This is a genomic window from Acinetobacter sp. Root1280 (genome assembly GCF_001425285.1).
GTDB lineage: Bacteria > Pseudomonadota > Gammaproteobacteria > Pseudomonadales > Moraxellaceae > Acinetobacter > Acinetobacter guillouiae.
In genome coordinates, this window is sequence record NZ_LMED01000012.1 from 442,058 (window position 1) to 463,584 (window position 21,527).

Genomic DNA, 21,527 nt, shown 5'->3' on the forward strand with positions numbered 1-21,527 from the left:
TACTAACAGTTCGATCACCCTAAATTTAGCATTTTTTTGGTTTTACGATACTGAAAATGCGCCCAAATGATCGCCAATAACATAAAGATAATCCGAGACCATTGATAACGTTGCGCAATCGGGTCGATCACACTTCTAATCAGTGCTGATGCTTGACCATTTAATTGCTCTAAAATATTTTGGATATGCACAATTTCCGCAATATAGAGCATTAAACAACCTGCAATACCGACAATAATACTCCAGTAGATTTTTGGATTCGTTTCTAATATTTTCGTAAAGTTCAAAAAGAAATCTTTCATGACTAAAGCCTACCAACCATCCAAAAATCGATTATTTAAAAATAAAAAACCACATAACGTGGTTTCTCATCTTAACATAAAATATATTTTAAACTTTGATTGATAGCGCTCTTTGTATCGCTGGGCGCGCAGTTAAACGCTCAATATATTCTTTAACATAAGGATAATCATCTAGCTCTATTTGCTGCCACTCATAGCGTAATACCCACGGTAAAATGGCCATATCTGCAATCGAATATTCACCAGCCACATATTTTTGTCCAATGAGCTGCTTATTTAAAACACCATACAAACGTTGAGTTTCAGTAACATAACGATCAATTGCATAAGGAATTTTTTCTTTAGCAAATTTACCAAAATGATGGTTTTGCCCTAACATCGGCCCTAGCCCACCCATTTGCCACATTAACCATTGTTCGACTTCAACACGATCTTGCTCATCGCTTGGATAATACAGTCCTGTTTTACGGCCAAGATATTGCAAGATTGCGCCTGATTCAAATACTGAAATCGGCTCACCATTCGGACCATCTTGATCCACAATCGCGGGGATTTTATTGTTCGGTGAGATACGAAGAAAATCGGGCTGGAACTGGTCATTCTCTAAGATGTTGATGGGAAAAATCTGATAATCCAAACCCATTTCTTCAAGTGCAATGGTAATTTTATGACCATTGGGAGTACCCCAATAATAGAGATCAATCATATTTCATCCTTCTTCGTTTTCACGTATTTTCTGAATTTTATTGCGTTAATCGTTTACTTTTATAACATGAATTGGCTTGATTCAGTATGCTATAAAAAGAGATTATTCTAATAATCTATTCTAAAATTATGTTATTGCATTTTATTAAATACAGTACGTTCTCATATTATGATATTAATTTCAAATATCTACTTCAGCAATTGCATCTATATATGCTTTGGCCTTCTCACCCACAAATTTACGACCAGCATTGTTTCCCAATATCCATTCATCTGGATTAAATAAGTCAAATAAACCAACTTTCACTAAGGTGGGGATAGCAAGTATCAGTTCTTGCTCAATCTCTCCTCTTAAACCTGAGTTATACAGATTGATATTATGCAACATGGTTGCCACTGTACCCGTTTGTACAGCACTGCCATCCTTTAATTTAACCACAGGCAACACCTCACCTGCTTGAATAATTTTTTGGTTAATACTCGATAGCGCATTTGAATTTTGAATAGATGACATATCAACTCCACTCGATTCAGATTAATTTACCCGCATTTTAACGTAAAAAAGCACTGCTTAATGCAGTGCTTTTTTAACAGATGAATAATTACTTTTTCTTTTTAGGTCCAAGTAACATACCCATTTGACGGCCTTCCATTTTTGGTGCTTGTTCAACAATACCAAACTCTGCTACGTCTGCTTCAATTTTTTGCAATTGTGCAAGACCCAACTGTTGGTGAGCCATTTCACGACCACGGAAACGTAGAGTAATTTTGACTTTGTTGCCTTCTTCAAGAAACTTCAGAATAGCACGCAACTTAACATTGTAATCACCAACGTCTGTACCAGGGCGCAACTTAATTTCTTTCACTTGAACTTGATGCTGTTTCTTTTTCGCATCTTTTTGCTTTTGCTTCAAGTCAAATAAATGTTTGTTGAAATCCATGATTTTACAAACAGGTGGCTCTGCATTCGCTACGATCTCAACAAGATCAAGATCAACTTCTTCAGCAGCACGCAAAGCTTCAGCAAGTGAAACGATGCCTTTTTGCTCTCCATCTGCAGCAACGAGACGCACATCTTTCGCTTTGATCTCATCATTTAATGCAGGACGATTACTTTTAGCACCTTGTTGTTGGTTACGGTCAGGCTGTTTAATCTTTCTTACTCCACAATATACCGGCCGCGTTCGGCTACGGCTGCTTTCACTAGGTCAATAAATGCGTCTATTGACATAGTACCTAAATTTTTTCCAGAGCGAGTACGAACATTCACAGTCCCTTCCTCTACTTCTCGATCTCCAAGTACCAATAGGTATGGAATACGCTCTAGTGTACGCTCACGAATCTTAAAGCCGATTTTCTCATTTCTCAAGTCTGAAATTGCTCGAATTCCATTTTCTTTGAGTTTTGCGACGACTTGCTCACAAGCTTCCGCTTGAGAATCCGTAATATTCATGACACATGTTTGGATTGGAGCCAACCATGGTGGCATAAAGCCTGCGTAGTGTTCAATTAGTATACCAATAAAACGTTCAAAACTGCCAAGAATTGCACGATGTAACATCACAGGATGGTCACGATCGTTATCTTCTGTTACATATGAAGCGTCTAAACGTAACGGTAAGTTAAAATCACACTGAATTGTACCGCACTGCCAGATACGTCCTAAACAGTCTTTTAATGAAAATTCAATCTTCGGACCGTAGAAAGCACCTTCACCAGGTTGTTCTTCCCATTTAAGATTTGCAGCATCTAAAGCATCCGCTAAAGATTTTTCTGCAACATCCCAAAGTTCATCAGCACCCACACGCTTTTCAGGACGTGTAGACAATTTCATTTGAACTTCTTCAAAGCCAAAATCTTTATAAACATCTAAAGTCAGTTTAATAAAGTCTGCAACTTCTTTACCAATTTGTTCAGTTGTACAGAAAATATGTGCATCATCTTGAGTAAAGCCACGTACACGCATAATCCCATGTAACGAACCTGATGGCTCATTACGATGGCATGAACCAAACTCTGCCAAACGAATTGGAAGATCACGGTAAGATTTTAAACCTTGGTTAAACACTTGAACGTGACATGGGCAGTTCATTGGTTTTACCGCATAGTTACGACTTTCTGAATGGGTCGTAAACATATTTTCTGCATAGTTGGCAGCATGACCCGATTTTTCCCACAAAGTGAAGTCTACAATTTGTGGTGTTTTAATCTCTTGGTAGCCATTATCCTGTTGAACTTTACGCATGTATTGTTCAAGCACTTGGTAGATCGTCCAACCATTGGCATGCCAAAACACCATACCTGGTGCTTCTTCTTGCATATGGAACAAATCTAAAGCTTTACCAATTTTACGATGGTCACGCTTTTCAGCTTCTTCAATACGCTTGATATATGCTGCTAATTCTTTTTTGTCTGCCCAAGCAGTACCATAAATACGTTGTAATTGTTCATTCTTAGCATCACCGCGCCAGTAAGCGCCAGAGATTTTAGTCAATTTGAATGACTTTAAAAATTTAGTATTTGGTACGTGTGGACCACGACACATATCTAAATAATCTTGATGATAGTACAAGCCCATTTGAGTTTCTTCAGGCATGTCAGCAATCAAACGTAACTTATAATCTTCACCACGTGCAGTGAACTCAGCAATCACATCATCACGAGGTGTCATTTTTTTAATGACATCATAATCTTGATCGATAAGCTTTTTCATGCGCGCTTCGATTGCAGCCATATCATCTAAAGTAAATGGACGAGGCATCCAGATGTCATAGTAGAAACCTTCTTCAATGACAGGGCCAATCACCATTTTTGCTTCAGGGAAGAGTTGTTTTACCGCATGACCCACCAAGTGTGCACAAGAGTGACGAATAATTTCTACACCGTCTTGATCTTTTGGAGTGATGATTTGTAAGGTTGAGTCTTCGGTAATTAAATCACTTGCATCGACTAAGCGACCATTTACTTTCCCAGCAACTGTATTTTTAGCCAGTCCAGGTCCAATACTTTGAGCAACTTCCATAACGGAAACAGCTTGATCAAAACTTTTTTGATCGCCATTTGGCAATGTGATAATAGGCATATTTAAAAATCCTTAAGGAGTGATGCCCCGTACAATGGAGCATGTCACCGCGAGATTATGATCGAGGAAGATCCTCAAGATAAAATCGGTGGAACAAAATAAAAGTGTGTCGAATTTTACACCTTTACAGCATATTTATAAACCTTTGTCTTAAAATTATTCTTTATTCTGATTTAAATTGTACTTTTGATTATCCATCAACTTCCTCTTTTTGGCGCATTACTCTCTAAAGGTTTCCCATGCTTCAAAATCTCGATTTTTATAACAATATAATTTATGAAATTGAGGAATAATCGCTTCGCTTTGTGTGGGTCTTAAAAATACAAAATCATCAACAGCTATTTCAGTGTTTTTAGGCACATTAACCATTTCCTGATTGGTACTCCGCCCATAAAGTGCATGCGGATGAATCCCTCGCGGATAAACATAATGCGCCATCCAATATCCACCATAAACAAATAAGGCTTTAGAGCTATGTGGTAATTTATCTAAAACTTCTAATCCAGGTAACTGGGTAAATGGCAGCACTTTTAAAACAGGGGTTGAAATCCATAGCGCAGCTTGTAAAACACTTAAACCATCACTGTCAAAGTCACTTGGTTTAAGCAACATCGAACCAAAAGAAAGATCATTACACACACTTTGCTCCACGTGGAGATAAAATGTAGGGCTACCACCACCATTAAAACAAAGATCAGCTCGCCATAAATGTGGAAATTGCTGTTGAATAATATTTTTATAATTTTGATAAATGTCTTGTGACTCTCGATACGCGACATCAATCTTTTTAATCACTGAAGGTAGCTTCGTCACATGGGCATCATAGCCCATCAAGCCGGCAAGTACTAAATGCTCAGGATTTTGTTCAATCAATCTTAATATTTCGATGAGTGCAAAATCGGAACGAACACCACCGCGATGCAAACCCACATCAATTTCAATATTGATTTTAAGCTTTAAACTAAACTGTTTTGCGACATCAAGGTACTGTAATAAACGTGCTTTAGAATCAATTAACCATTGTATATCGACTTGTCTGCAATTTTGATTCATCGCATAAAAATGCTGAACTATACTCACAGGCATCGGTTTCCCAAACAACACATCTACATCCGAAAAGTTCTCAAGGATTGGTAAAAGCTGTGGCATATGAAACACCATAAACCGTTGAGTCGAAAGCTTTAGACTAATGGTTTTTAATAATGCTAAGCATGCCAAAGACTTTACCACGATACGTGGTTGCAAATGGCTTCCATATTTAAGCTTTTTGGCAACGTACTGTAGATTTTGTTCAAGCGCCTGATCATCAACAATTAATCGAGGTAATGCACCATTTGACTGTTTTAAATCACGATTTAATTGCTCAAAAAAGTTGTTCATAGTCTACCTTTATGCTCTATTTTAATTTTACCCATTCACTCAACTTTACCCATTACTCAGATAAGAATAACTTTTCTAAATAAGGGTTTAAAAACTTTCTGCTTGGATCAAGTCGCTCTCTCAACTGCATAAACGCATCCCACTTAGGGTATAGGGTTTTAAGTTGTGTTGCTGTCATACTATGCATTTTTCCCCAATGTGGTCGCCCCTGATAATGTTGCAAAATCGACTCAACTTCATCAAATAATTGTCTAGGTGCTTGCTTATAATATTGGTGTACTGAGATGGAAATAGAGTCCCGCTGATAAAACGGACTCAACCAAATATCATCACCTTTGACAAATCGAAACTCCACAGGGAAAAAGGTTTGTGCTTTTGAATTTTTTAGTGCTGCTAGAACAGCTTGCAAACATTCCACACCCAATTCAACTGGAACCTGATATTCCATTTCATTAAATTTCGTTTCACGTGGTGTCGGGAAAATCTTGCCTGACCAATCAACAAATGTGCTTGGCTTAATAAAAACGCCTAAGAGCTTTTGTAGTTTTGGATTCAATGCCGGAAAAGATTTGGTTAACTCGCAACATAAGGTTAATAACGTATCCTCAGATGGCCATGATTCAGTGCGTGGTTGAATCTCATCTTCAGTAATATCTAAGGTTTTTAAAATCAATTTATCTGCATGAGAAAATGCAAAACACTCGATATGCCGATGTTGTGCTTTCCATTGGTCAATATTTTGAATAAAGTCTTTGACCGCACACAGTCTAACTTGCTCTTTAAGTTTATAGCGTGGTTTATTCTGCATGGTGATTTTAGTCAAAATCCCTAAGCTCCCTAAAGACACTCGTCCTGCTGCAAAAATATCTGGATTTTCATGGCGATTACAATGAAGAGTTTCTCCTGATGCTGTGAGTAATTCAAATGCTTGCACATAACCTGAAATACAATGTAGGCCTACACCTGTACCATGTGTTCCCGTTGAAACAGCACCAGCTAAACTTTGCTGGTCAATATCACCCTGTTGCATTAAAGACTGCTGCATCGGTTCTAAATATTGCCCTAAATTAAATAATCGTGTTCCTGCCCAAATACTGGCTTGGGCAAATTCAGTATTGACTTGATCCACACCAGAAAGACCATCCAAAGACAGCAGTGTTGCATCAGTAGCCACCAAAGGTGTAAATGAATGCCCTGCTCCTACCACCCGAATCTTTGCTTGGGTTTGGACAATGTGTTTTAACTCATCAAGACTGTCAGGCTTTAAAATCTGCTCGGGTTGAGATTGTTGATAGCCCGACCAATTGTTCCATTTTTGCTGATTTAATTTTTGCTTGTTCGGTGCTTGATTAATCAATTGATTCATAATGCCCATCCTTTAGCGTACAGCCGTTTTTAAATTGCCGTGATTTGTTCTTTTTTCAATTTCGTGTGGTGGAATCGCTGCGGGGCATGTGATTTGGTCATATTCGCGTTGAGATTTATCTAGACTCAACTGCGTTGCCAATTGCTGAAATTTGTACTGAATTGCCGCATGTGTCCATTGTCCATATAAGGTATGTGCACCCTCATAAGCTTGTTGCTGATATTCTTCATTGGTGGTGATATAGCCCATATAATCATTGCAATAAGACACCAAGCCAACCTTTGAGATACCATGATGCTTTGAGAACTGTTTTGCCACAGTCTGAATTACACGTTGCCCTGCTGTTGTGGTAATTTCTCCAGGGCAACAAATCAAAGCCAATTGACCAATTTGGATAATCTGTAGCGGAATAACACTTGGAACCAGTGGGCTGTCTTGAATGGCACCTGCTTTAACTTGGCGATTCATTTCTGCAATTAAAGGATCAAAAATGCTTGGTGAAAAATCTAAACCTTTACCCAGCAACTGATTATCCGGACTTTCTAAAACAATCTCTTTCGGGAATTGTGAGTCATAGAGTGCTTTATATTTGCTGTACTGCAGAGAATTCGAGTTTGCTAAACGTTGCTTACGTACTCGCTTAGCAAGTAAAGACATCACTTTAAGAATCGCTGTAGGTGTCCCCTTACCATCTATAGGCGTTCCCCCGAAGAAGCCGACACCATGGCAAGCTGCACTGGTTTTAGCGCCTTGTATCTCTTGACTAAATTCACTTGGCACATCGACTTGACTCAGATCTACATAAGATAAAACAGCATCGATACTGCCTTGGAGTAAACATGCTTCCATCGCATTGTTGGTGTTTTTTTCAAGCGGTGTAGTCAGTGCTTTAATCGCAATTTCACTTTGATAACGCCCATTTTGCTCAGCATATTGATATTCTTTTTCGCCCTTAATTTTCTTGCGAATCGCATCTTGTTTGGGGCCATGAAAATGTGGAGAGACATCTCCTGCTGTTGCTTGTGCGAAAATGGCAACAGGGTTTGGAATACCTTGTGTTAATAGATAATGTTCACTTAACGCAGCAGCATAGCCTTTATTGTCACCATCATGTGCTTTGAGTTGACTACTCAAACAGGTTGCATGCACTCCAAATAATGAAATAAAGGAACATAATTGATCATCACGATAAAAACCGATTAATTGCATTTCACGGTTTAAGGCGAGATGGGTTTCTGCTTCGGTTCTTTGAATCACATCGGGGTTACGATTATATGCCTGCAATGATCGATTCCATGCCACTGGAATATCATCAGGGAATTGGCAACTTTGATAACGAAGTTCAGTTTCTTTTTCAGTGTCTAAGGCATTGGAAATACTGAGCATGACCGCATTTACTACAGCTTCGACATGCTCTGGAACAAAACCTGGGGTCGGCATATTGTATAGAGCTTCATAAGCACAACCGCCAGGGCCAGAATGAGTATGAGTTGCCATCAAGACCAAATACTGTTCATTAAATTGCTCAGCTAATTGTTGTTTTAAGCGCTCAACAACACCACTGCGGATCGCATAAGTAATACAACCAAAATCCAGACAACAAAAAATAATGGGCTGTTCTAAAGCTAAACGACGGATAGTGAATGTACGAGCAAACAACGCTGTACGCTTTTGATAAGCACGATGCGACCACATACCATAACCAAACATGGCATAACCTTGCGGCTGAATGTCTATTTCTTGTTTATCCCAACCCACCATAAACATATGCGGTCATCCTTTATCTTTTTTATGTCAGCGAATTTATATCTGCGAATACCAGAAGTAGATTGAATCTTAATCAAAAATATGCGATACCAACTAGGGTAAAAGCAACAATAATATGGGGGGCTAAGCGGACTTTATGAGCTTGCAGCAAAAGGAAATTGCCAATTCTCAATTTTATATTCCACCAATGATACTGACGAGTTTGGTTCATTATGCAGAACAACAACACTGGCAATATGACAATTGGTTCGCAGCACAAAATTTAGACTTGGAACAAATTCGCCAAGGGCATGGTTTTGTTGCTTTTTCAGAACTCTGTGAGGTTATTCATCTCGCAGTTAAAGATACTCAGCAACAAAATTTAGGCTTATTGCTGGGCAGTAGTGAAGGTCAGATTTCAATTGGTATTTTGGGCTTTGCCATGCAAGCCTGTAAAACAGTGGCCGAAGCACTAGAAACGGCACTGCATTATCATCCCATTTCAGGCAGTGTCTTAGATTTAACCGTCAATCTTGTTGATGATTATTGTGAAATTGAACTTTCTGAACGAAGTGATTGTGGTGAGCTAAAAGCATTTTTCTGTGATGAAGTATTTGCCAGTATTATTACCTGTGTCAATATGATGCTAGACCATAGCTATGAGTTAATCAGCTTGGAACTGAGCTATGATCATTCAGCATATATCAATGATTATCAAAGAATTTTCAATTGTCCAATTTATTTTAAAACGGCTAAAAATGTCATCCGATTTAACAAAACACTCTTGTCGAGAAGCCTCAAAAACTATAGTCCTGTCAATTATCAAAGTGCAATTCTGATTTGTGATCAAGCTTTAAAACAATTTGATCAAATGAATCAACACAGTTTGGCAAAAGTGTTAGCACATTTGGTTGAAAGCCATCTACCTGAACGCTTTGATATGCAACAAGCAGCGCAATATTTTCATTTTAGCGAACGCCATTTACGGCGTTTACTACTCAATGAAGGGCTAAATTTTCAGTTATTAAAGCAACAAGTGTTAGAAAAAAAAGCCAAACAGTGGATTGAAGAAAATCAATCGATGAGTGAAATCAGTTTCAATCTTGGTTTTAGTGAGTTAAGAGAATTTCGTCGTGCGTTTAAAAAATGGACTGGATCTTCGCCAACGGAATACAAAAAAGCGAAACTGTTGGGTTCAGTTATTCGTATTTGAATGACGTGGTTTTAAATAAGATTCTGCATAAAATCAGGGTTAATATTTATATTAAGCTTACAAAATATTAATTTAATTCAATAAATTAAATATTCCAAAAAATATTTAAATAAGGGTAAAGATGTCTAACGATGCATATTTAGCTGGAGTACTCGACTAAAGCCTAAATGAATTCTGACAGGCTTATGCATATCTTTTAAACACGGAAATTAGAACAAATATAGATGGAGCTAAACATGGTCAGTGCCTATGATCAATTACCACGAACCCCTGCAAACTTTGTAGCATTATCACCTTTACGTTACCTAGAGCGTGCAGCCTACATTTATCCAAATCAAGATGCGATTGTACATGGTGCTCGTCATATCTCTTGGCGTGACACCTATACCCGTTGTCGTCAATTTGCCCATCAATTACAAAATCTTGGGATTCAAAAAAACGATACCGTTTCTGTTCTTTTACCCAATATCCCTGCGATGGTCGAAGCGCATTTTGCTGTCCCTATGGCTGGTGCTGTTTTAAATACGCTGAATACTCGTTTAGATGCCAAAACCATTGCGTTTATGTTAGAGCATGCTGAAACCAAAGTTCTTTTAGTTGACCCTGAGTTTGCGGCTTTGGCTAAAGAAGCGGTAGCGCTTATTGCTCAACAGATCTATATCATTGATGTTGCAGATGAGGAATACGAAAACAATGATGCTACAGCACGTATTGGTCAAATTGAATATGAGGAATGGCTAAAAGGCGGCGATACAAATTTTGAGTGGCATTTACCTCAGGATGAATGGGATGCGATTAGTCTAAATTATACCTCTGGCACTACAGGCAATCCGAAAGGTGTGGTTTATCACCATCGTGGTGCTTATATCAATGCGGCCAGTAATATCATCGCCTGTGGTATGACGCCACGTTGTAAATATTTATGGACACTTCCACTATTCCATTGCAATGGTTGGTGTTTTGCTTGGACTGTTGCAGCCAACGGCGGTACCAATATCTGCTTACGTAAAATTGATCCTGAGTTGGTTTATCAACTTATTGATCAATACAAAGTTGACTATTTCTGTGGTGCACCGATTGTCTTATCGATGTTGATCAACACCCCGAAAGAACAACAAATTAAATTTGAACATCATGTAGAAGTAATGGTGGCTGGTGCTGCACCGCCTGCAGCAATTATTGAAGGAATGCATCATATTGGTATTCAAGTCAATCATGTCTATGGTCTCACTGAAACTTATGGCCCTTCTGCATTATGTGCATCTCAAGCAGGTTGGAGTGACCTGTCTATTCAAGAGCAAGCACAATTACACTCGCGCCAAGGTGTACCTTATCCATTACAAGATGGTATGCGTGTGTTGGATGCTGAAACGATGCAACCTGTGCCTAATGATGGCAAGACCATGGGAGAAATTATGTTCCGTGGCAACATTGTCATGAAAGGTTATTTAAAAAATACCAAAGCCACAGAAGAAGCATTTAAAGGTGGCTGGTTTCATACTGGTGATTTAGCGGTTTGCCAGCCCGATGGTTATGCAAAAATTATGGACCGTTCAAAAGACATCATTATTTCAGGTGGTGAAAATATCTCATCTTTAGAAGTTGAAGAGGTTCTTTATACTCATCCTGCAATTATGACTGCGGCAGTGGTTGCGCAACCCGATCCACGTTGGCAAGAAGTTCCTTGTGCCTTTATAGAACTTAAACAAGGTGCAGAAACCACACCTGAAGAGGTGATTGAATTCTGCAAACAGCATTTGGCACGCTTTAAAGTCCCTAAAAGTGTAGTGATTTGTGAGATTCCAAAAACATCGACAGGTAAATTACAAAAATTTATCTTACGTGACTGGGCAAAAGAGCGCTCAGTGGGTGAATTTAATTAGTCTACCTGTTTGAATGATCCAATTTACCTTCCTCTTCCCAGTAAAAATAAATGACTGTTTTTATTTAGAAGGTCATACTGGCGAGTAAGGTAAATTGATGAAAGAGTGAGATAAATTGGTGAAAGAGAGCGGTAAATGGGTGAAAATGGGCTTAAAAGGTTAATTTCTCATTTCTCGACTTCATTTTAGAAATTATGCTTTTCTTGTCGCTTATTGATAGCACCATTAAAACTTTTTGATCATTTAAACATAGCAAACGATGAATAAACTTCGTACAGAAATAGAACCCGATTTCAAAACAGCACAACAACTTTATCCAACTGTGCTCGAATTGATTGCCAATTACACCGACTATTGCGATGAGTTTGGTGATGAAGATTCGCTTGAATATCAAAAACTCAGTGAAAAGCTCACAGAAATTACCAGTAAAGACATTTCTCAATACGATCTTTGGGAGTGGTGGGAAGCCGAAGGCATCGAAAATTTAAGCTTTGATATTTGCCTACCTGAGCCTAAAATCATCCACAATATTTCAAATCAAGAACTTACTGAAATCGTCCAGCGGATTAAAAGCTCAGATTTTAATACTCAACATGCAAATGAATTCATCAATGCTTTTTACCTCCGCACCATTTTCTCTGGGGGCTATTTCTACAATTTTTTAAAACTCAATTTTAAAGCATTTAAGCATCAATTGTTTCAACGCAATAAAGATCAAGCAGAACGATACTTTGAATATTCGGTAGAAGACATTGTGGATCGGCTTTGGGGCGAGTGATTGCCATAAAAATATCACCATTAACAAAACATGCAGTGCGTTTATTGGTTTAAATCATTTAGAGTCATATTGCATTTAAATACTAAAAACATTCTAAATAACTGTAGTTTTAACCACACATTCAATCACGTCTCATTCAAGATCAAGTCTGCACTTCAATCTTTTCGCTACATTTTAAAAATATAAATGGCATTTTCGTCATATTTTGACTGCCATTTTATTGGACACAAGTTTTTACGATTTTGACTATTTGTATCCTTATTTTTCAATGAAAAGTGTTTACACTCAATGCACTTACAGCTTTCAATCCTTTTTTCTTTGACTTTACAGTCACAGAGAAATAACCATGAAATACTTGTACGTCACTATAAGATGTTGCACGATGTAGCGGAACAAATATGTGTCATAGAAGACACACATCGTATTTATGAAGATTATAAATCTGGTTTAACCAGTATTGAGGAAACCGATATGCCACAATACAAAGCACCCTTACGTGATATGCACTTCGTTTTGCATGAATTATTAAATGCTGAAGAACATTACGCGAAACTCCCTGCATTCCAAGAAACCGTAAGCCGTGAATTGATTGATCAATATTTAGAAGCTGGCGCGGATTTCTGTGAAAATGAATTATCTCCACTTAACCAAATCGGTGACAGTGAAGGCTGTAAATGGAATGATGGTGTAGTGACTACGCCTACAGGCTTTAAAGCAGCGTATGACAAATATGTAGAATTAGGCTTCCCTTCTCTTTCAGTTCCAGAAGAACATGGCGGTCAAGGTTTACCAGGTTCTTTAGCAACGGCTATTTCTGAAATGGTTGGTTCTGCAAACTGGGCGTGGGGTATGTACCCAGGTCTTTCACATGGTGCGGTTCGTACAATTGAGCATCATGGTTCTGCTGAGCAAAAAGCAACATATTTACCTAAACTTGTTTCAGGTGAATGGACTGGTACCATGTGTTTAACAGAATCTCATGCAGGTTCTGACTTAGGCATTATCCGTTCTAAAGCTGAGCCACAAGCAGATGGTAGCTATGCAATTTCTGGCGAGAAAATCTTTATCTCTGCGGGTGAACACGATATGGCGGACAACATCGTTCACATCGTTTTGGCTCGTCTACCAGGCGCACCTAAAGGCACTAAAGGGATCTCGTTATTCATCGTACCTAAGTTCAATGTAAATGCAGATGGCTCTATTGCAGACCGTAATGCAGTACGTTGTGGTTCAATTGAACACAAAATGGGTATCCACGGTAATGCAACTTGTGTGATCAATTTTGATAACGCAAAAGGTTTCTTGATTGGACCTGAAAACCGTGGTTTACATGCAATGTTTACCTTTATGAACACTGCACGTATTGGTACTGCTGTTCAAGGTTTAACAGCATCTGAATCTTCTTTCCAAGGTGCACTTGCATATGCGAAAGATCGTTTGGCAATGCGTTCACTTTCTGGTCCTAAAGCACCAGAGAAAGAAGCTGATCCAATCATTGTTCACCCAGCTGTACGTAACATGTTAATGACACAAAAAGCCTTTGCTGAAGGTGGTCGTGCATTGGTTTACTTCTTATCTCAATATGCAGATATCGTAGAGCAAGGTGTTACTGAAGAAGATCGTAAATTTGCCGACAATATCTTGTCATTATTGACACCGATTGCGAAAGCATTCTTAACTGAAACAGGTTCTGAATCAGCGAAGCATGGTGTACAAGTATTTGGTGGTCACGGCTTTATTTCTGAACACGGTATGGAGCAAATTGTACGTGATACGCGTATCTCTTGCTTATACGAAGGTACAACTGAAATCCAAGCACTTGATTTGTTAGGTCGTAAAGTATTGGGTACGCAAGGTGCAATGTTGAAAGACTTCACCAAGATCATCTATAAATTTGCGGAAGCAAACAAAGACAATGCTGACCTGAAAGAATTTGTTGAACCACTTGCTGCTCTTAACAAAGAGTGGGGTGATTTAACCATGCAAATCGGTATGAAAGCTATGCAAAATCCAGATGAAGTAGGCGCAGCTGCGGTTGACTACCTATACTTCTCTGGTTATGTAACGCTTGCATTCTTATGGGCTCGTATGGCGCTTGTTGCTCAACAAAAACTTGCTGAAGGCTCTACTGAAACTGGCTTTTATAATGCAAAAATTAAGACTGCTCGTTTCTACTTCAAGAAAATCTTACCACGCGTTCGTTCACATGTTGACGTGATCGCGGGTGGCTTAGATCCATTGATGTCACTAGATGCTGAAGACTTTGCATTCTAAGTAGAATGCCGAGCTAGGTATTTAGAAAACTGTACTCAAGAGTGCAGAAATTGAGAAAGGACGGTCATAGCTTTGGCAGTCCTTTTTCTTTATAAATAGAGCGTTATTTACTTAGACCATCTAACAACATACATGCTTGTTGGTTAAACTGATCTAAGTCTACAGATTCAAACAATAAACAGGTGAACGAACATGCCAATTTATAATGCGCCACTTGCAGATATGAAATTCATTCTGAATGACGTTTTCAATGCAGAGCAATTCTGGCAAGCCAATGAAAAGCTTGCACATGTTGATGCGGCAACGGCTGAAGCAATTTTAGAAGAAATGGCTAAATTTGCACAAAATGTTACGCTTCCTTTAAACCGCACAGGTGATGAAGAAGGCGCTCATTATGAAAATGGCAAAGTCACGACACCTGCTGGTTTTAAAGAAGCATTCCAGCAATACGCTGAAGGCGGTTGGATTGGCCTAGGTGCTGAAGAGGAATGGGGCGGTCAGGCAATGCCAAAAATGCTGACTGTACTTGCAGATGAAATGTTATTTGCTACCAATCCATCATTCATGCTCTACCCGCTTCTCTCTGTTGGTGCTGGTATGGCGTTAAACAGCTATGCATCTCAAGAACAAAAAGAAACCTATTTACCTAAAATCTATTCAGGTGAATGGTCTGGTACGATGTGTTTAACTGAACCTCATGCAGGTACAGATTTAGGGATTATCAAAACTAAAGCTGAACCTAATCAAGATGGTACGTATAACATTACTGGTACTAAAATCTTTATTACTGGTGGTGATCACGATCTTGCTGACAACATCATTCACCTTGTTTTAGCAAAAACACCTGATGCACCTGCGGGTTCACGTGGTATCTCACTCTTTATCGTGCCTAAATTCCTCGTCAATGCTGATGGTTCATTGGGCGAACGTAATACAGCTGGTCCTGGTTCAATTGAACACAAAATGGGGATCAAAGCGTCTGCAACATGTGTCATGAACTTTGATGCAGCCAAAGGTTTCCTTGTTGGTAAAGAAAATGAAGGGCTTGCAGCAATGTTCGTGATGATGAATTACGAACGCTTGTCAATGGGTATTCAAGGCCTAGGCGCTTCTGAATATGCATACCAAAATGCAGCACAATATGCGACTGATCGCGTACAAGGCCGTAGTGCGACAGGTGTTAAATCTCCAAACAAACCTGCTGACAGCATCCTTGTACATGGTGATGTACGTCGTATGTTACTCAATGCACGTGCCAACAATGAAGCTTCTCGTGCATTTGCAGTCTATGTTGGTCAACAACTCGACATTACTAAATTTTCAACTGATCCTGAAGCTGTAGCGAAGGCAAATAATCGTGTTGCATTATTAACGCCAATTGCCAAAGCCTATTTAACAGACACTGCGTTTAATGCCGCAATCGATGCGCAAATGGTGTTTGGTGGTCATGGCTATATTCGTGAATGGGGCATGGAACAATGTGTGCGTGACTTACGTATCGCGCAAATCTATGAAGGCACCAACGGCGTTCAGTCACAAGATTTAATTGGTCGTAAAACAATTAAATGTAATGGTGAATTCATTGCTGAATATATTGAAGAGATCCGTGATTTTGCCAATGGTCTAGATACCGACTTAAACTTCATTAAAGATGCGACTTTAGATATTGCAACTGAAGTAGATATGATTACGCAGCATATTTTAGAACGTGCAAAAGAAAATGCTGATTTCGCAAATGCTGCGGCAGTAGAGTATCTGCATGTTGTTGGCTTATTAAGCTTCTCTTATATGTTTGCTCGTATTGCCAATGCTGCAAAAAATAAGCAAGGTCAATTCTATCAAGACAAACTTGCATTGACTCATTACTTCATCCAACGCCTCTTGCCTGATTTAAATGCACGTGTTGCTAAAATCAAAGCAGGTGCAGAAGTTATTATGAATTTCAGCGAAGATTATTTTACTAATCAGGCTTAATTTCATCATCAATTAAAATAAGACATAAAACGCCCGATGATTCGGGCGTTTTTTATTTACAACTGATGCTTTTTTTTAGAACATCTACTGATCTATATCTCTTGAATGTCATAAAGCCGTTAGGTTTGCTTTTCTATGCATCTTAAAATCAAGGATGGTGCAATTATATCGTGTGGCTATAAAAGTTGATCGCAACATAAATCAAGTTACATCAGATAATCTTACTTTGGATAAAACTTCCGAATCGATTCAGCCATCTCTGGAGATTGGTTTTGTAAAGCATTTGCCGCACTTGCCGCATCGATCTGAGAACGGTTTTGACTCACTTTAAACTTAGCCATCACTGATTCGATCTCTATTTCGATAGCCACAATTTCCTGTAATAAAGCAACGATATAATCATTGGGCGCATCCCCCATTTTCCAAGGTACCGCCTGTGGTGCTTCATGCTGACGAGTCAATCGCACCAAAATACCCCGCAAATATTTTTCATCATCTATTTTTCGAATTGTTCCCTTCACATGCACAACACGATAGTTCCATGTTGGTACTTCCCGATGATGCTCAAATTTCCCTGGATACCAATTCGGTGAAATATAACTTTGCTCAGCATGGAAAATCACATAAGCCGATCGAACCTGTTCTAACAAGGTAAATAAAGGGTTGGCTTTGGCGATATGTCCACGTAACAATCCAGTCTTGCCAGCTGACCGATCCAGTTCAAAAGGAATATGGTTCGCTTCAATTTCACCGTCATAAGTAACCATCAAACTTCCCAATGGATTTTTTTCAATTAAATCGAAAAGTTCAGGGAGATTCTCTTGTTTAAAATGAGTAGGAAGATACATGTTTTATTTCCTAATACTCTTTCGAGCCATCTGGACTAGTTTTAAATATTTCAGGTAATTCAGCATCTTCAGTAAAAGCTTCACCTTTAAAAATATTAACCACTTCAATTTTCCCTATAATTTGCTGATTAAACTCGTCTAGTCGCTCAGCTGGAATCCATAACTCCTGACAAAAATCATCACCAACCGTATGTATTTCAAACTGAGCCAGATACTCATCATTCAGTTCAAACCGTGTGACATAGCCAATATAACCACTTGCTTGATCTTTGGTATTCCAATCTAAAGCAATTTTTTCAGCATACTTCTGATTTAAAACAGGATAGAAAATAGGTTGCCAATACAATCTTGGTGGGAAATTTTTAAAGCCACTCTTTGCAATCAATTGATATTCAAAAAGCCCAATTGGTCGGTACAAATACATTGTTATTCCTTTAATTGTATTGAAAATAATCTATCTATAGACTAATCAGATGAAATGATCAATTTCTTAATGAAATAGTTGTTATTTATTCGCCATAAACATTTCACTTCGCTTTTCATGTGCATGAAATTTGCATAGTGTTTAATCATAAATAGTACGCACAAATGGAGGATGTTATGAATAAAGATCCACGTATAGAAAAAATAGAAAACCTCCTCGATAAATTGGGCAATATTGCAGTAGAAGCATTTCATTATATTGCGCTGTTTATCATTGGCTGTATGATCGCTTGGTCAGCGGTACATACAATTATTGAAATTTTAACCGTGAAACAATACGCCAGCATTGACGATATTTTATTGTTATTCATCTATTTGGAATTAGGTGCAATGGTAGGGATTTATTTTAAGACCAACCACATGCCTGTACGTTTCTTAATTTATATCGCAATCACCGCACTCACGCGATTACTAATTTCAGATATTCAGCATGACCATAAAGCAGATATGGATTTAGTGATTATTACGGGATCGGTTTTAATTTTAGCCATTGCAATTTTGATCGTGAGATATGCATCTTGGACATATCCTTCTGTCATTCGTGATAAACATACTGAAAAATCATTACCTCATGGCAAAACACCACGACCAGAAGATGATGAACTGGCTTAGTCTCTTGTCTTTATTCATACGCTTACCCTTCTCTCTAAACAAAATTAAAGAAATTCCTTATGCAAGCGCAAGACATAGAGGAGAAGGGACTTTTTTATTGTGTTGAAAATTTAATACATTGCTATTGATCATGATGATGCTTTTAAATCACGTTCAGCGATCATTGGGCACTTGTAAATAACGACCATTCTGGAAAATCCAATGCATACCAACCTTTGGGTCAGGTAATCCATAACGTCGCCAATCACTAATTAAGGTATATTGTGAGCTTTCTATATGACCACCCTCACCATTTACATAACCATAACTGCTACCTGAATATTCCGTCCGTGTTGGAAACTGATGATTATAAATAATCGTCACACCATTTTGTGGTGGGTAACTTGGGTATGGGCCATTTGGATGCGGATAGGGGCGACTTGGATAGCTTGGGTATGTCGGATAAGGATGCTGGTATTGAGGTCGAACAGGAATCTCCTGTGACATTTGGCGGCCATATTGATCTGTATACTTATAGGTCGTTGTCGGATATTTCTTTTGAGGCCTCTCAACACTGCGATAATTCGCCCAATCTTTAGCATCTGCCCATGTCATTGTTGAAGTCACTGAAAGCATCAACATCAAGACACTTAAACTGTGTATCTGTTTCATTTCAACCTCCAAACTTGAACGTATACACAACAGCTTAATCCATCATTCAAGATAAATAATGGATGAATTATAGTCAAAATTTAATCTTCTTTAGTGTTTATACATCAACTTGGGTAAATTCTGACATCAATCTGATAAAATATAATTTTAATCTGATGAGTGCTGTATTGTGGCTGAACTGAGCTTTGACCGTTTACATCAATTTTTTTGCAAAATCCCAAGTGTGCAAGAGGCATTTATTGATAGCTATGGTTCAGATGGCAAACAAGCATGGTGGTTTAAATTTCAAATCAATATTGACCATCCGTTAGCATGGCAAACTGTGCAAGAACTGGGTCACGTTCTAAATTATATTTCTAAAAATGAACGTCTTCCGACTCAGTTTTTACCTGTTTCTCCTCCTCCGTATATGAATGGTGAAGCGAAACAATTTTTAGCTTGGGTGATTCAATGTAACCATGCAGATTTTTCACCCGATGTGGTGTGTGACTGGTTAGAGGCACGTTTACCAAAACCTGTAGATGATGAAAGCAAATGGAAAATCAAAACTGATTTACATGAGTTAGATCATATTTCAAATAAAGATTTGGATGAGTTAGTGCCACCAAATCCAAAAAAATAAATAGAAAGCACCGGCTAAGAACTCATTTCAATTCGTTAACCTCCCCCCCTTCGCAACTACAAACATAACTTACTTTGAAGGGAGGAGGTTTTAAAAATGCTTAATTGATCAGCATTAACGTTAAGAACTGAGTTTATCTTTTTCGGTTCTTAGATTCAGTTTCAGTACGCTCAGCATCATTATTTATGCTTTCAATCAAGCCGCCTAGATTATTGTTAAACTGGGCTCGCATTTGAAGATATGTTTTTAGGTTTCTCGCTTTGATCGGATCTTTAGTTGTACCCTTACCTGTTTGATAAGCTTCTAGGGCTTTACTCTGTGTATCTTCTTCAGATGATCCATTTTCATAAGCCAAAACAGCCCAACGATAATCTTCTGGTTCATTTTCGATGCGTGCCAAATTATCCATTGCATTGACAGACCCTAGTTGAGCAGCTTGTTTAAAATATTTTTGCGCAAGTGCTTCATCATAGTCTTCATTTTCCTCGTTATAGTACCAAACACCGAGATAATTTATTGCATCAGGATCGTTTTGAGCCGCAGCTTTTTTTAAATAAATTAAACCTTTGTTAATATCTATTTGTTTTTCATCATCTGTCCATAAATAATCAGATCCAAGTTCTGTTAATGCGACATGATTATTTAATTGCGCAGCTTTTAGATACAAATTCTGCTTATCTTTATCAGCATCTTTTTTTAATGCAAGCATCAAGTAAGCATCACTCGCGCCTTGAGACGCTTGTTTTTGATAATGTGTTAAAACTGCATTTTCAAGCAGTTTAATATCCTTCTCTGATAAATATGAGTCAGCAGCATAATTTTCAAGTAATTTTATTTTTGCTCCAATATCACCTTGATTAGAAAGTTTCTGAAGCATTTGAAAATGAGCTAAATCACTGTCTTTATGGTCCTTTTCATACGCAGCTTTCGTCTTGGCACCTATTTTTTTTAGAATATTTTCTGAGCAATTTTGGATACTATACCCCGCCCTTAATAAATCCCCCTGCTGTACTGCTTTATATAACCATTTACACTGTTCATCACTGTAATCATCATTCCCATTGTCTAATGCAAGCACGAATGTACGTATGGCTTCAACATCACCTTGTTCAGCAAGTTTTAAAATTTGTGGACGAATTTTTATTAGTTTTTGCCTGATATCATTAGAAATACCAAAACCTTCAGTTATACCCGCTTCTAAATCTAATGATAAATATGCGTCAAAATTACCACGTTGAGCAGCTTCCAAACGCAGCTGTTTATATAAATGACTATTTTCAGGTAAAAAACGATAATCTGCTGAATTAGAATAATATTTTGAAAGTAGAAAATAAGCCTCTGCATCACCTTGCTCTGCAGCTTGTCTGAATAATTGAATGGCTTTGTCAATATTGATTGAGACAGTGGGACTACCTGTTTGCAATGTTTTTGCTTGAACTACTAAAGCATTTTCTGCAAAACTAAGTGGTGAAATAAACAGACTCAGTGTAAGTAATGATTTTAAAAATGATGTTTGTAATGTTTTCATTTAAAGCTCAGCTTTGTTATTAAAAAATCTACCAAGCTTTAAATTATGTACCGAAATCTCTTCATTTCGATACATATTTT

The 21,527-nt window shown here is 38.1% G+C and carries 19 protein-coding genes; 7 read left to right on the top strand and 12 right to left on the bottom strand.

What is annotated here, in order from left to right:
• Positions 1 to 14: 14 nt before the first annotated feature.
• The 8 genes from ASC84_RS11930 to ASC84_RS11965 form a co-directional block, all read right to left on the bottom strand.
• Entirely contained in the window at positions 15 to 302 is a 288-nt protein-coding gene (locus ASC84_RS11930) for a hypothetical protein (RefSeq protein WP_004723070.1), read from the bottom strand.
• Positions 303 to 390: 88 nt separating this feature from the next.
• On the bottom strand, positions 391 to 1,008 hold the full coding sequence (locus ASC84_RS11935) for a glutathione S-transferase N-terminal domain-containing protein (protein ID WP_004723071.1): 618 nt from the start codon (positions 1,006 to 1,008) through the stop codon (positions 391 to 393).
• 180 nt (positions 1,009 to 1,188) lie between these two features.
• Positions 1,189 to 1,521, bottom strand: coding sequence for a hypothetical protein (locus tag ASC84_RS11940; protein ID WP_056514891.1), 333 nt, complete (start codon positions 1,519 to 1,521; stop codon positions 1,189 to 1,191).
• Between the two features lie 88 nt (positions 1,522 to 1,609).
• Entirely contained in the window at positions 1,610 to 2,161 is a 552-nt protein-coding gene (infC, locus tag ASC84_RS11945) for a translation initiation factor IF-3 (protein WP_081401514.1), read from the bottom strand.
• Positions 2,162 to 2,166: 5 nt separating this feature from the next.
• Positions 2,167 to 4,089, bottom strand: coding sequence for a threonine--tRNA ligase (thrS, locus tag ASC84_RS11950; protein ID WP_004723075.1), 1,923 nt, complete (start codon positions 4,087 to 4,089; stop codon positions 2,167 to 2,169).
• 219 nt (positions 4,090 to 4,308) lie between these two features.
• Positions 4,309 to 5,469, bottom strand: a complete 1,161-nt coding sequence (locus ASC84_RS11955) for an alanine racemase (protein ID WP_056514894.1) — start codon at positions 5,467 to 5,469, stop codon at positions 4,309 to 4,311.
• 52 nt (positions 5,470 to 5,521) lie between these two features.
• Entirely contained in the window at positions 5,522 to 6,835 is a 1,314-nt protein-coding gene (locus ASC84_RS11960) for a D-arabinono-1,4-lactone oxidase (protein ID WP_056514897.1), read from the bottom strand.
• Between the two features lie 12 nt (positions 6,836 to 6,847).
• Complete coding sequence (locus ASC84_RS11965) at positions 6,848 to 8,602, bottom strand: neutral/alkaline non-lysosomal ceramidase N-terminal domain-containing protein (protein WP_056514901.1); 1,755 nt, start codon at positions 8,600 to 8,602, stop codon at positions 6,848 to 6,850.
• A gap of 136 nt (positions 8,603 to 8,738) precedes the next feature.
• Here ASC84_RS11965 and ASC84_RS11970 point away from each other — a divergent pair, with 136 nt between their 5' ends.
• The 5 genes from ASC84_RS11970 (at position 8,739) to ASC84_RS11990 (ending at position 16,703) form a co-directional block, all read left to right on the top strand.
• Positions 8,739 to 9,794: an AraC family transcriptional regulator gene (locus ASC84_RS11970; RefSeq protein WP_056514904.1), complete on the top strand. Its 1,056-nt coding sequence runs from the start codon at positions 8,739 to 8,741 to the stop codon at positions 9,792 to 9,794.
• A 236-nt stretch (positions 9,795 to 10,030) separates the two neighbouring features.
• Positions 10,031 to 11,677: an acyl-CoA synthetase gene (locus ASC84_RS11975; RefSeq protein ID WP_056515306.1), complete on the top strand. Its 1,647-nt coding sequence runs from the start codon at positions 10,031 to 10,033 to the stop codon at positions 11,675 to 11,677.
• 259 nt (positions 11,678 to 11,936) lie between these two features.
• The gene (locus ASC84_RS11980) at positions 11,937 to 12,455 is read left to right on the top strand and encodes a hypothetical protein (RefSeq protein WP_056514907.1); all 519 of its coding nucleotides are present in this window, start codon (positions 11,937 to 11,939) and stop codon (positions 12,453 to 12,455) included.
• Positions 12,456 to 12,926: 471 nt separating this feature from the next.
• Entirely contained in the window at positions 12,927 to 14,729 is a 1,803-nt protein-coding gene (locus ASC84_RS11985) for an acyl-CoA dehydrogenase C-terminal domain-containing protein (RefSeq protein WP_056515309.1), read from the top strand.
• 192 nt (positions 14,730 to 14,921) lie between these two features.
• Positions 14,922 to 16,703: an acyl-CoA dehydrogenase C-terminal domain-containing protein gene (locus ASC84_RS11990; RefSeq protein ID WP_004723090.1), complete on the top strand. Its 1,782-nt coding sequence runs from the start codon at positions 14,922 to 14,924 to the stop codon at positions 16,701 to 16,703.
• 221 nt (positions 16,704 to 16,924) lie between these two features.
• Here the strand turns inward: ASC84_RS11990 and ASC84_RS11995 are convergent, their stop codons facing one another.
• Together ASC84_RS11995 and ASC84_RS12000 are read right to left on the bottom strand one after the other, a co-directional pair.
• The gene (locus ASC84_RS11995; protein ID WP_056514911.1) at positions 16,925 to 17,551 is read right to left on the bottom strand and encodes an FMN-binding negative transcriptional regulator; all 627 of its coding nucleotides are present in this window, start codon (positions 17,549 to 17,551) and stop codon (positions 16,925 to 16,927) included.
• Between the two features lie 10 nt (positions 17,552 to 17,561).
• Positions 17,562 to 17,975 carry a hypothetical protein gene (locus ASC84_RS12000; protein ID WP_004723094.1) on the bottom strand — a complete coding sequence of 138 codons (414 nt, stop codon included), beginning with the start codon at positions 17,973 to 17,975 and terminating at the stop codon, positions 17,562 to 17,564.
• 176 nt (positions 17,976 to 18,151) lie between these two features.
• On the opposite strand from ASC84_RS12000, the gene ASC84_RS12005 reads away from it, so the two are divergent.
• A complete protein-coding gene (locus ASC84_RS12005; protein WP_004723097.1) occupies positions 18,152 to 18,646 on the top strand; it encodes a phosphate-starvation-inducible protein PsiE in 495 nt (164 codons plus the stop codon).
• 153 nt (positions 18,647 to 18,799) lie between these two features.
• Here ASC84_RS12005 and ASC84_RS12010 read toward each other — a convergent pair whose 3' ends face one another.
• Positions 18,800 to 19,297 (bottom strand): RcnB family protein, encoded by a 498-nt coding sequence (locus tag ASC84_RS12010; protein WP_056514914.1) that lies wholly within the window; start codon positions 19,295 to 19,297, stop codon positions 18,800 to 18,802.
• 169 nt (positions 19,298 to 19,466) lie between these two features.
• Between ASC84_RS12010 and ASC84_RS12015 the strand changes: the two genes are divergently transcribed.
• On the top strand, positions 19,467 to 19,919 hold the full coding sequence (locus tag ASC84_RS12015; protein ID WP_056514917.1) for a hypothetical protein: 453 nt from the start codon (positions 19,467 to 19,469) through the stop codon (positions 19,917 to 19,919).
• A gap of 133 nt (positions 19,920 to 20,052) precedes the next feature.
• On the opposite strand, the gene ASC84_RS12020 is transcribed toward ASC84_RS12015, so the two are convergent.
• Positions 20,053 to 21,447: an SEL1-like repeat protein gene (locus ASC84_RS12020; protein ID WP_056514920.1), complete on the bottom strand. Its 1,395-nt coding sequence runs from the start codon at positions 21,445 to 21,447 to the stop codon at positions 20,053 to 20,055.
• Between the last annotated feature and the right edge of the window lie 80 nt (positions 21,448 to 21,527).

What these genes read in the sequence shown, in the direction of transcription:
- ASC84_RS11955 (WP_056514894.1), bottom strand. Translation starts at nt 5,469, where the DNA reads ATGAACAACTTTTTTGAGCAATTAAATCGTGATTTAAAACAGTCAAAT.
- ASC84_RS11960 (WP_056514897.1), bottom strand. Translation starts at nt 6,835, where the DNA reads ATGAATCAATTGATTAATCAAGCACCGAACAAGCAAAAATTAAATCAG.
- ASC84_RS11940 (WP_056514891.1), bottom strand. Translation starts at nt 1,521, where the DNA reads ATGTCATCTATTCAAAATTCAAATGCGCTATCGAGTATTAACCAAAAA.
- ASC84_RS12000 (WP_004723094.1), bottom strand. Translation starts at nt 17,975, where the DNA reads ATGTATTTGTACCGACCAATTGGGCTTTTTGAATATCAATTGATTGCA.
- ASC84_RS11980 (WP_056514907.1), top strand. Translation starts at nt 11,937, where the DNA reads ATGAATAAACTTCGTACAGAAATAGAACCCGATTTCAAAACAGCACAA.
- ASC84_RS12020 (WP_056514920.1), bottom strand. Translation starts at nt 21,447, where the DNA reads ATGAAAACATTACAAACATCATTTTTAAAATCATTACTTACACTGAGT.
- ASC84_RS11930 (WP_004723070.1), bottom strand. Translation starts at nt 302, where the DNA reads ATGAAAGATTTCTTTTTGAACTTTACGAAAATATTAGAAACGAATCCA.
- ASC84_RS11995 (WP_056514911.1), bottom strand. Translation starts at nt 17,551, where the DNA reads ATGTATCTTCCTACTCATTTTAAACAAGAGAATCTCCCTGAACTTTTC.
- ASC84_RS11965 (WP_056514901.1), bottom strand. Translation starts at nt 8,602, where the DNA reads ATGTTTATGGTGGGTTGGGATAAACAAGAAATAGACATTCAGCCGCAA.
- ASC84_RS11970 (WP_056514904.1), top strand. Translation starts at nt 8,739, where the DNA reads ATGAGCTTGCAGCAAAAGGAAATTGCCAATTCTCAATTTTATATTCCA.
- ASC84_RS11990 (WP_004723090.1), top strand. Translation starts at nt 14,922, where the DNA reads ATGCCAATTTATAATGCGCCACTTGCAGATATGAAATTCATTCTGAAT.
- ASC84_RS11935 (WP_004723071.1), bottom strand. Translation starts at nt 1,008, where the DNA reads ATGATTGATCTCTATTATTGGGGTACTCCCAATGGTCATAAAATTACC.
- ASC84_RS12005 (WP_004723097.1), top strand. Translation starts at nt 18,152, where the DNA reads ATGAATAAAGATCCACGTATAGAAAAAATAGAAAACCTCCTCGATAAA.
- thrS (WP_004723075.1), bottom strand. Translation starts at nt 4,089, where the DNA reads ATGCCTATTATCACATTGCCAAATGGCGATCAAAAAAGTTTTGATCAA.
- ASC84_RS11975 (WP_056515306.1), top strand. Translation starts at nt 10,031, where the DNA reads ATGGTCAGTGCCTATGATCAATTACCACGAACCCCTGCAAACTTTGTA.
- ASC84_RS12010 (WP_056514914.1), bottom strand. Translation starts at nt 19,297, where the DNA reads ATGAAACAGATACACAGTTTAAGTGTCTTGATGTTGATGCTTTCAGTG.
- ASC84_RS11985 (WP_056515309.1), top strand. Translation starts at nt 12,927, where the DNA reads ATGCCACAATACAAAGCACCCTTACGTGATATGCACTTCGTTTTGCAT.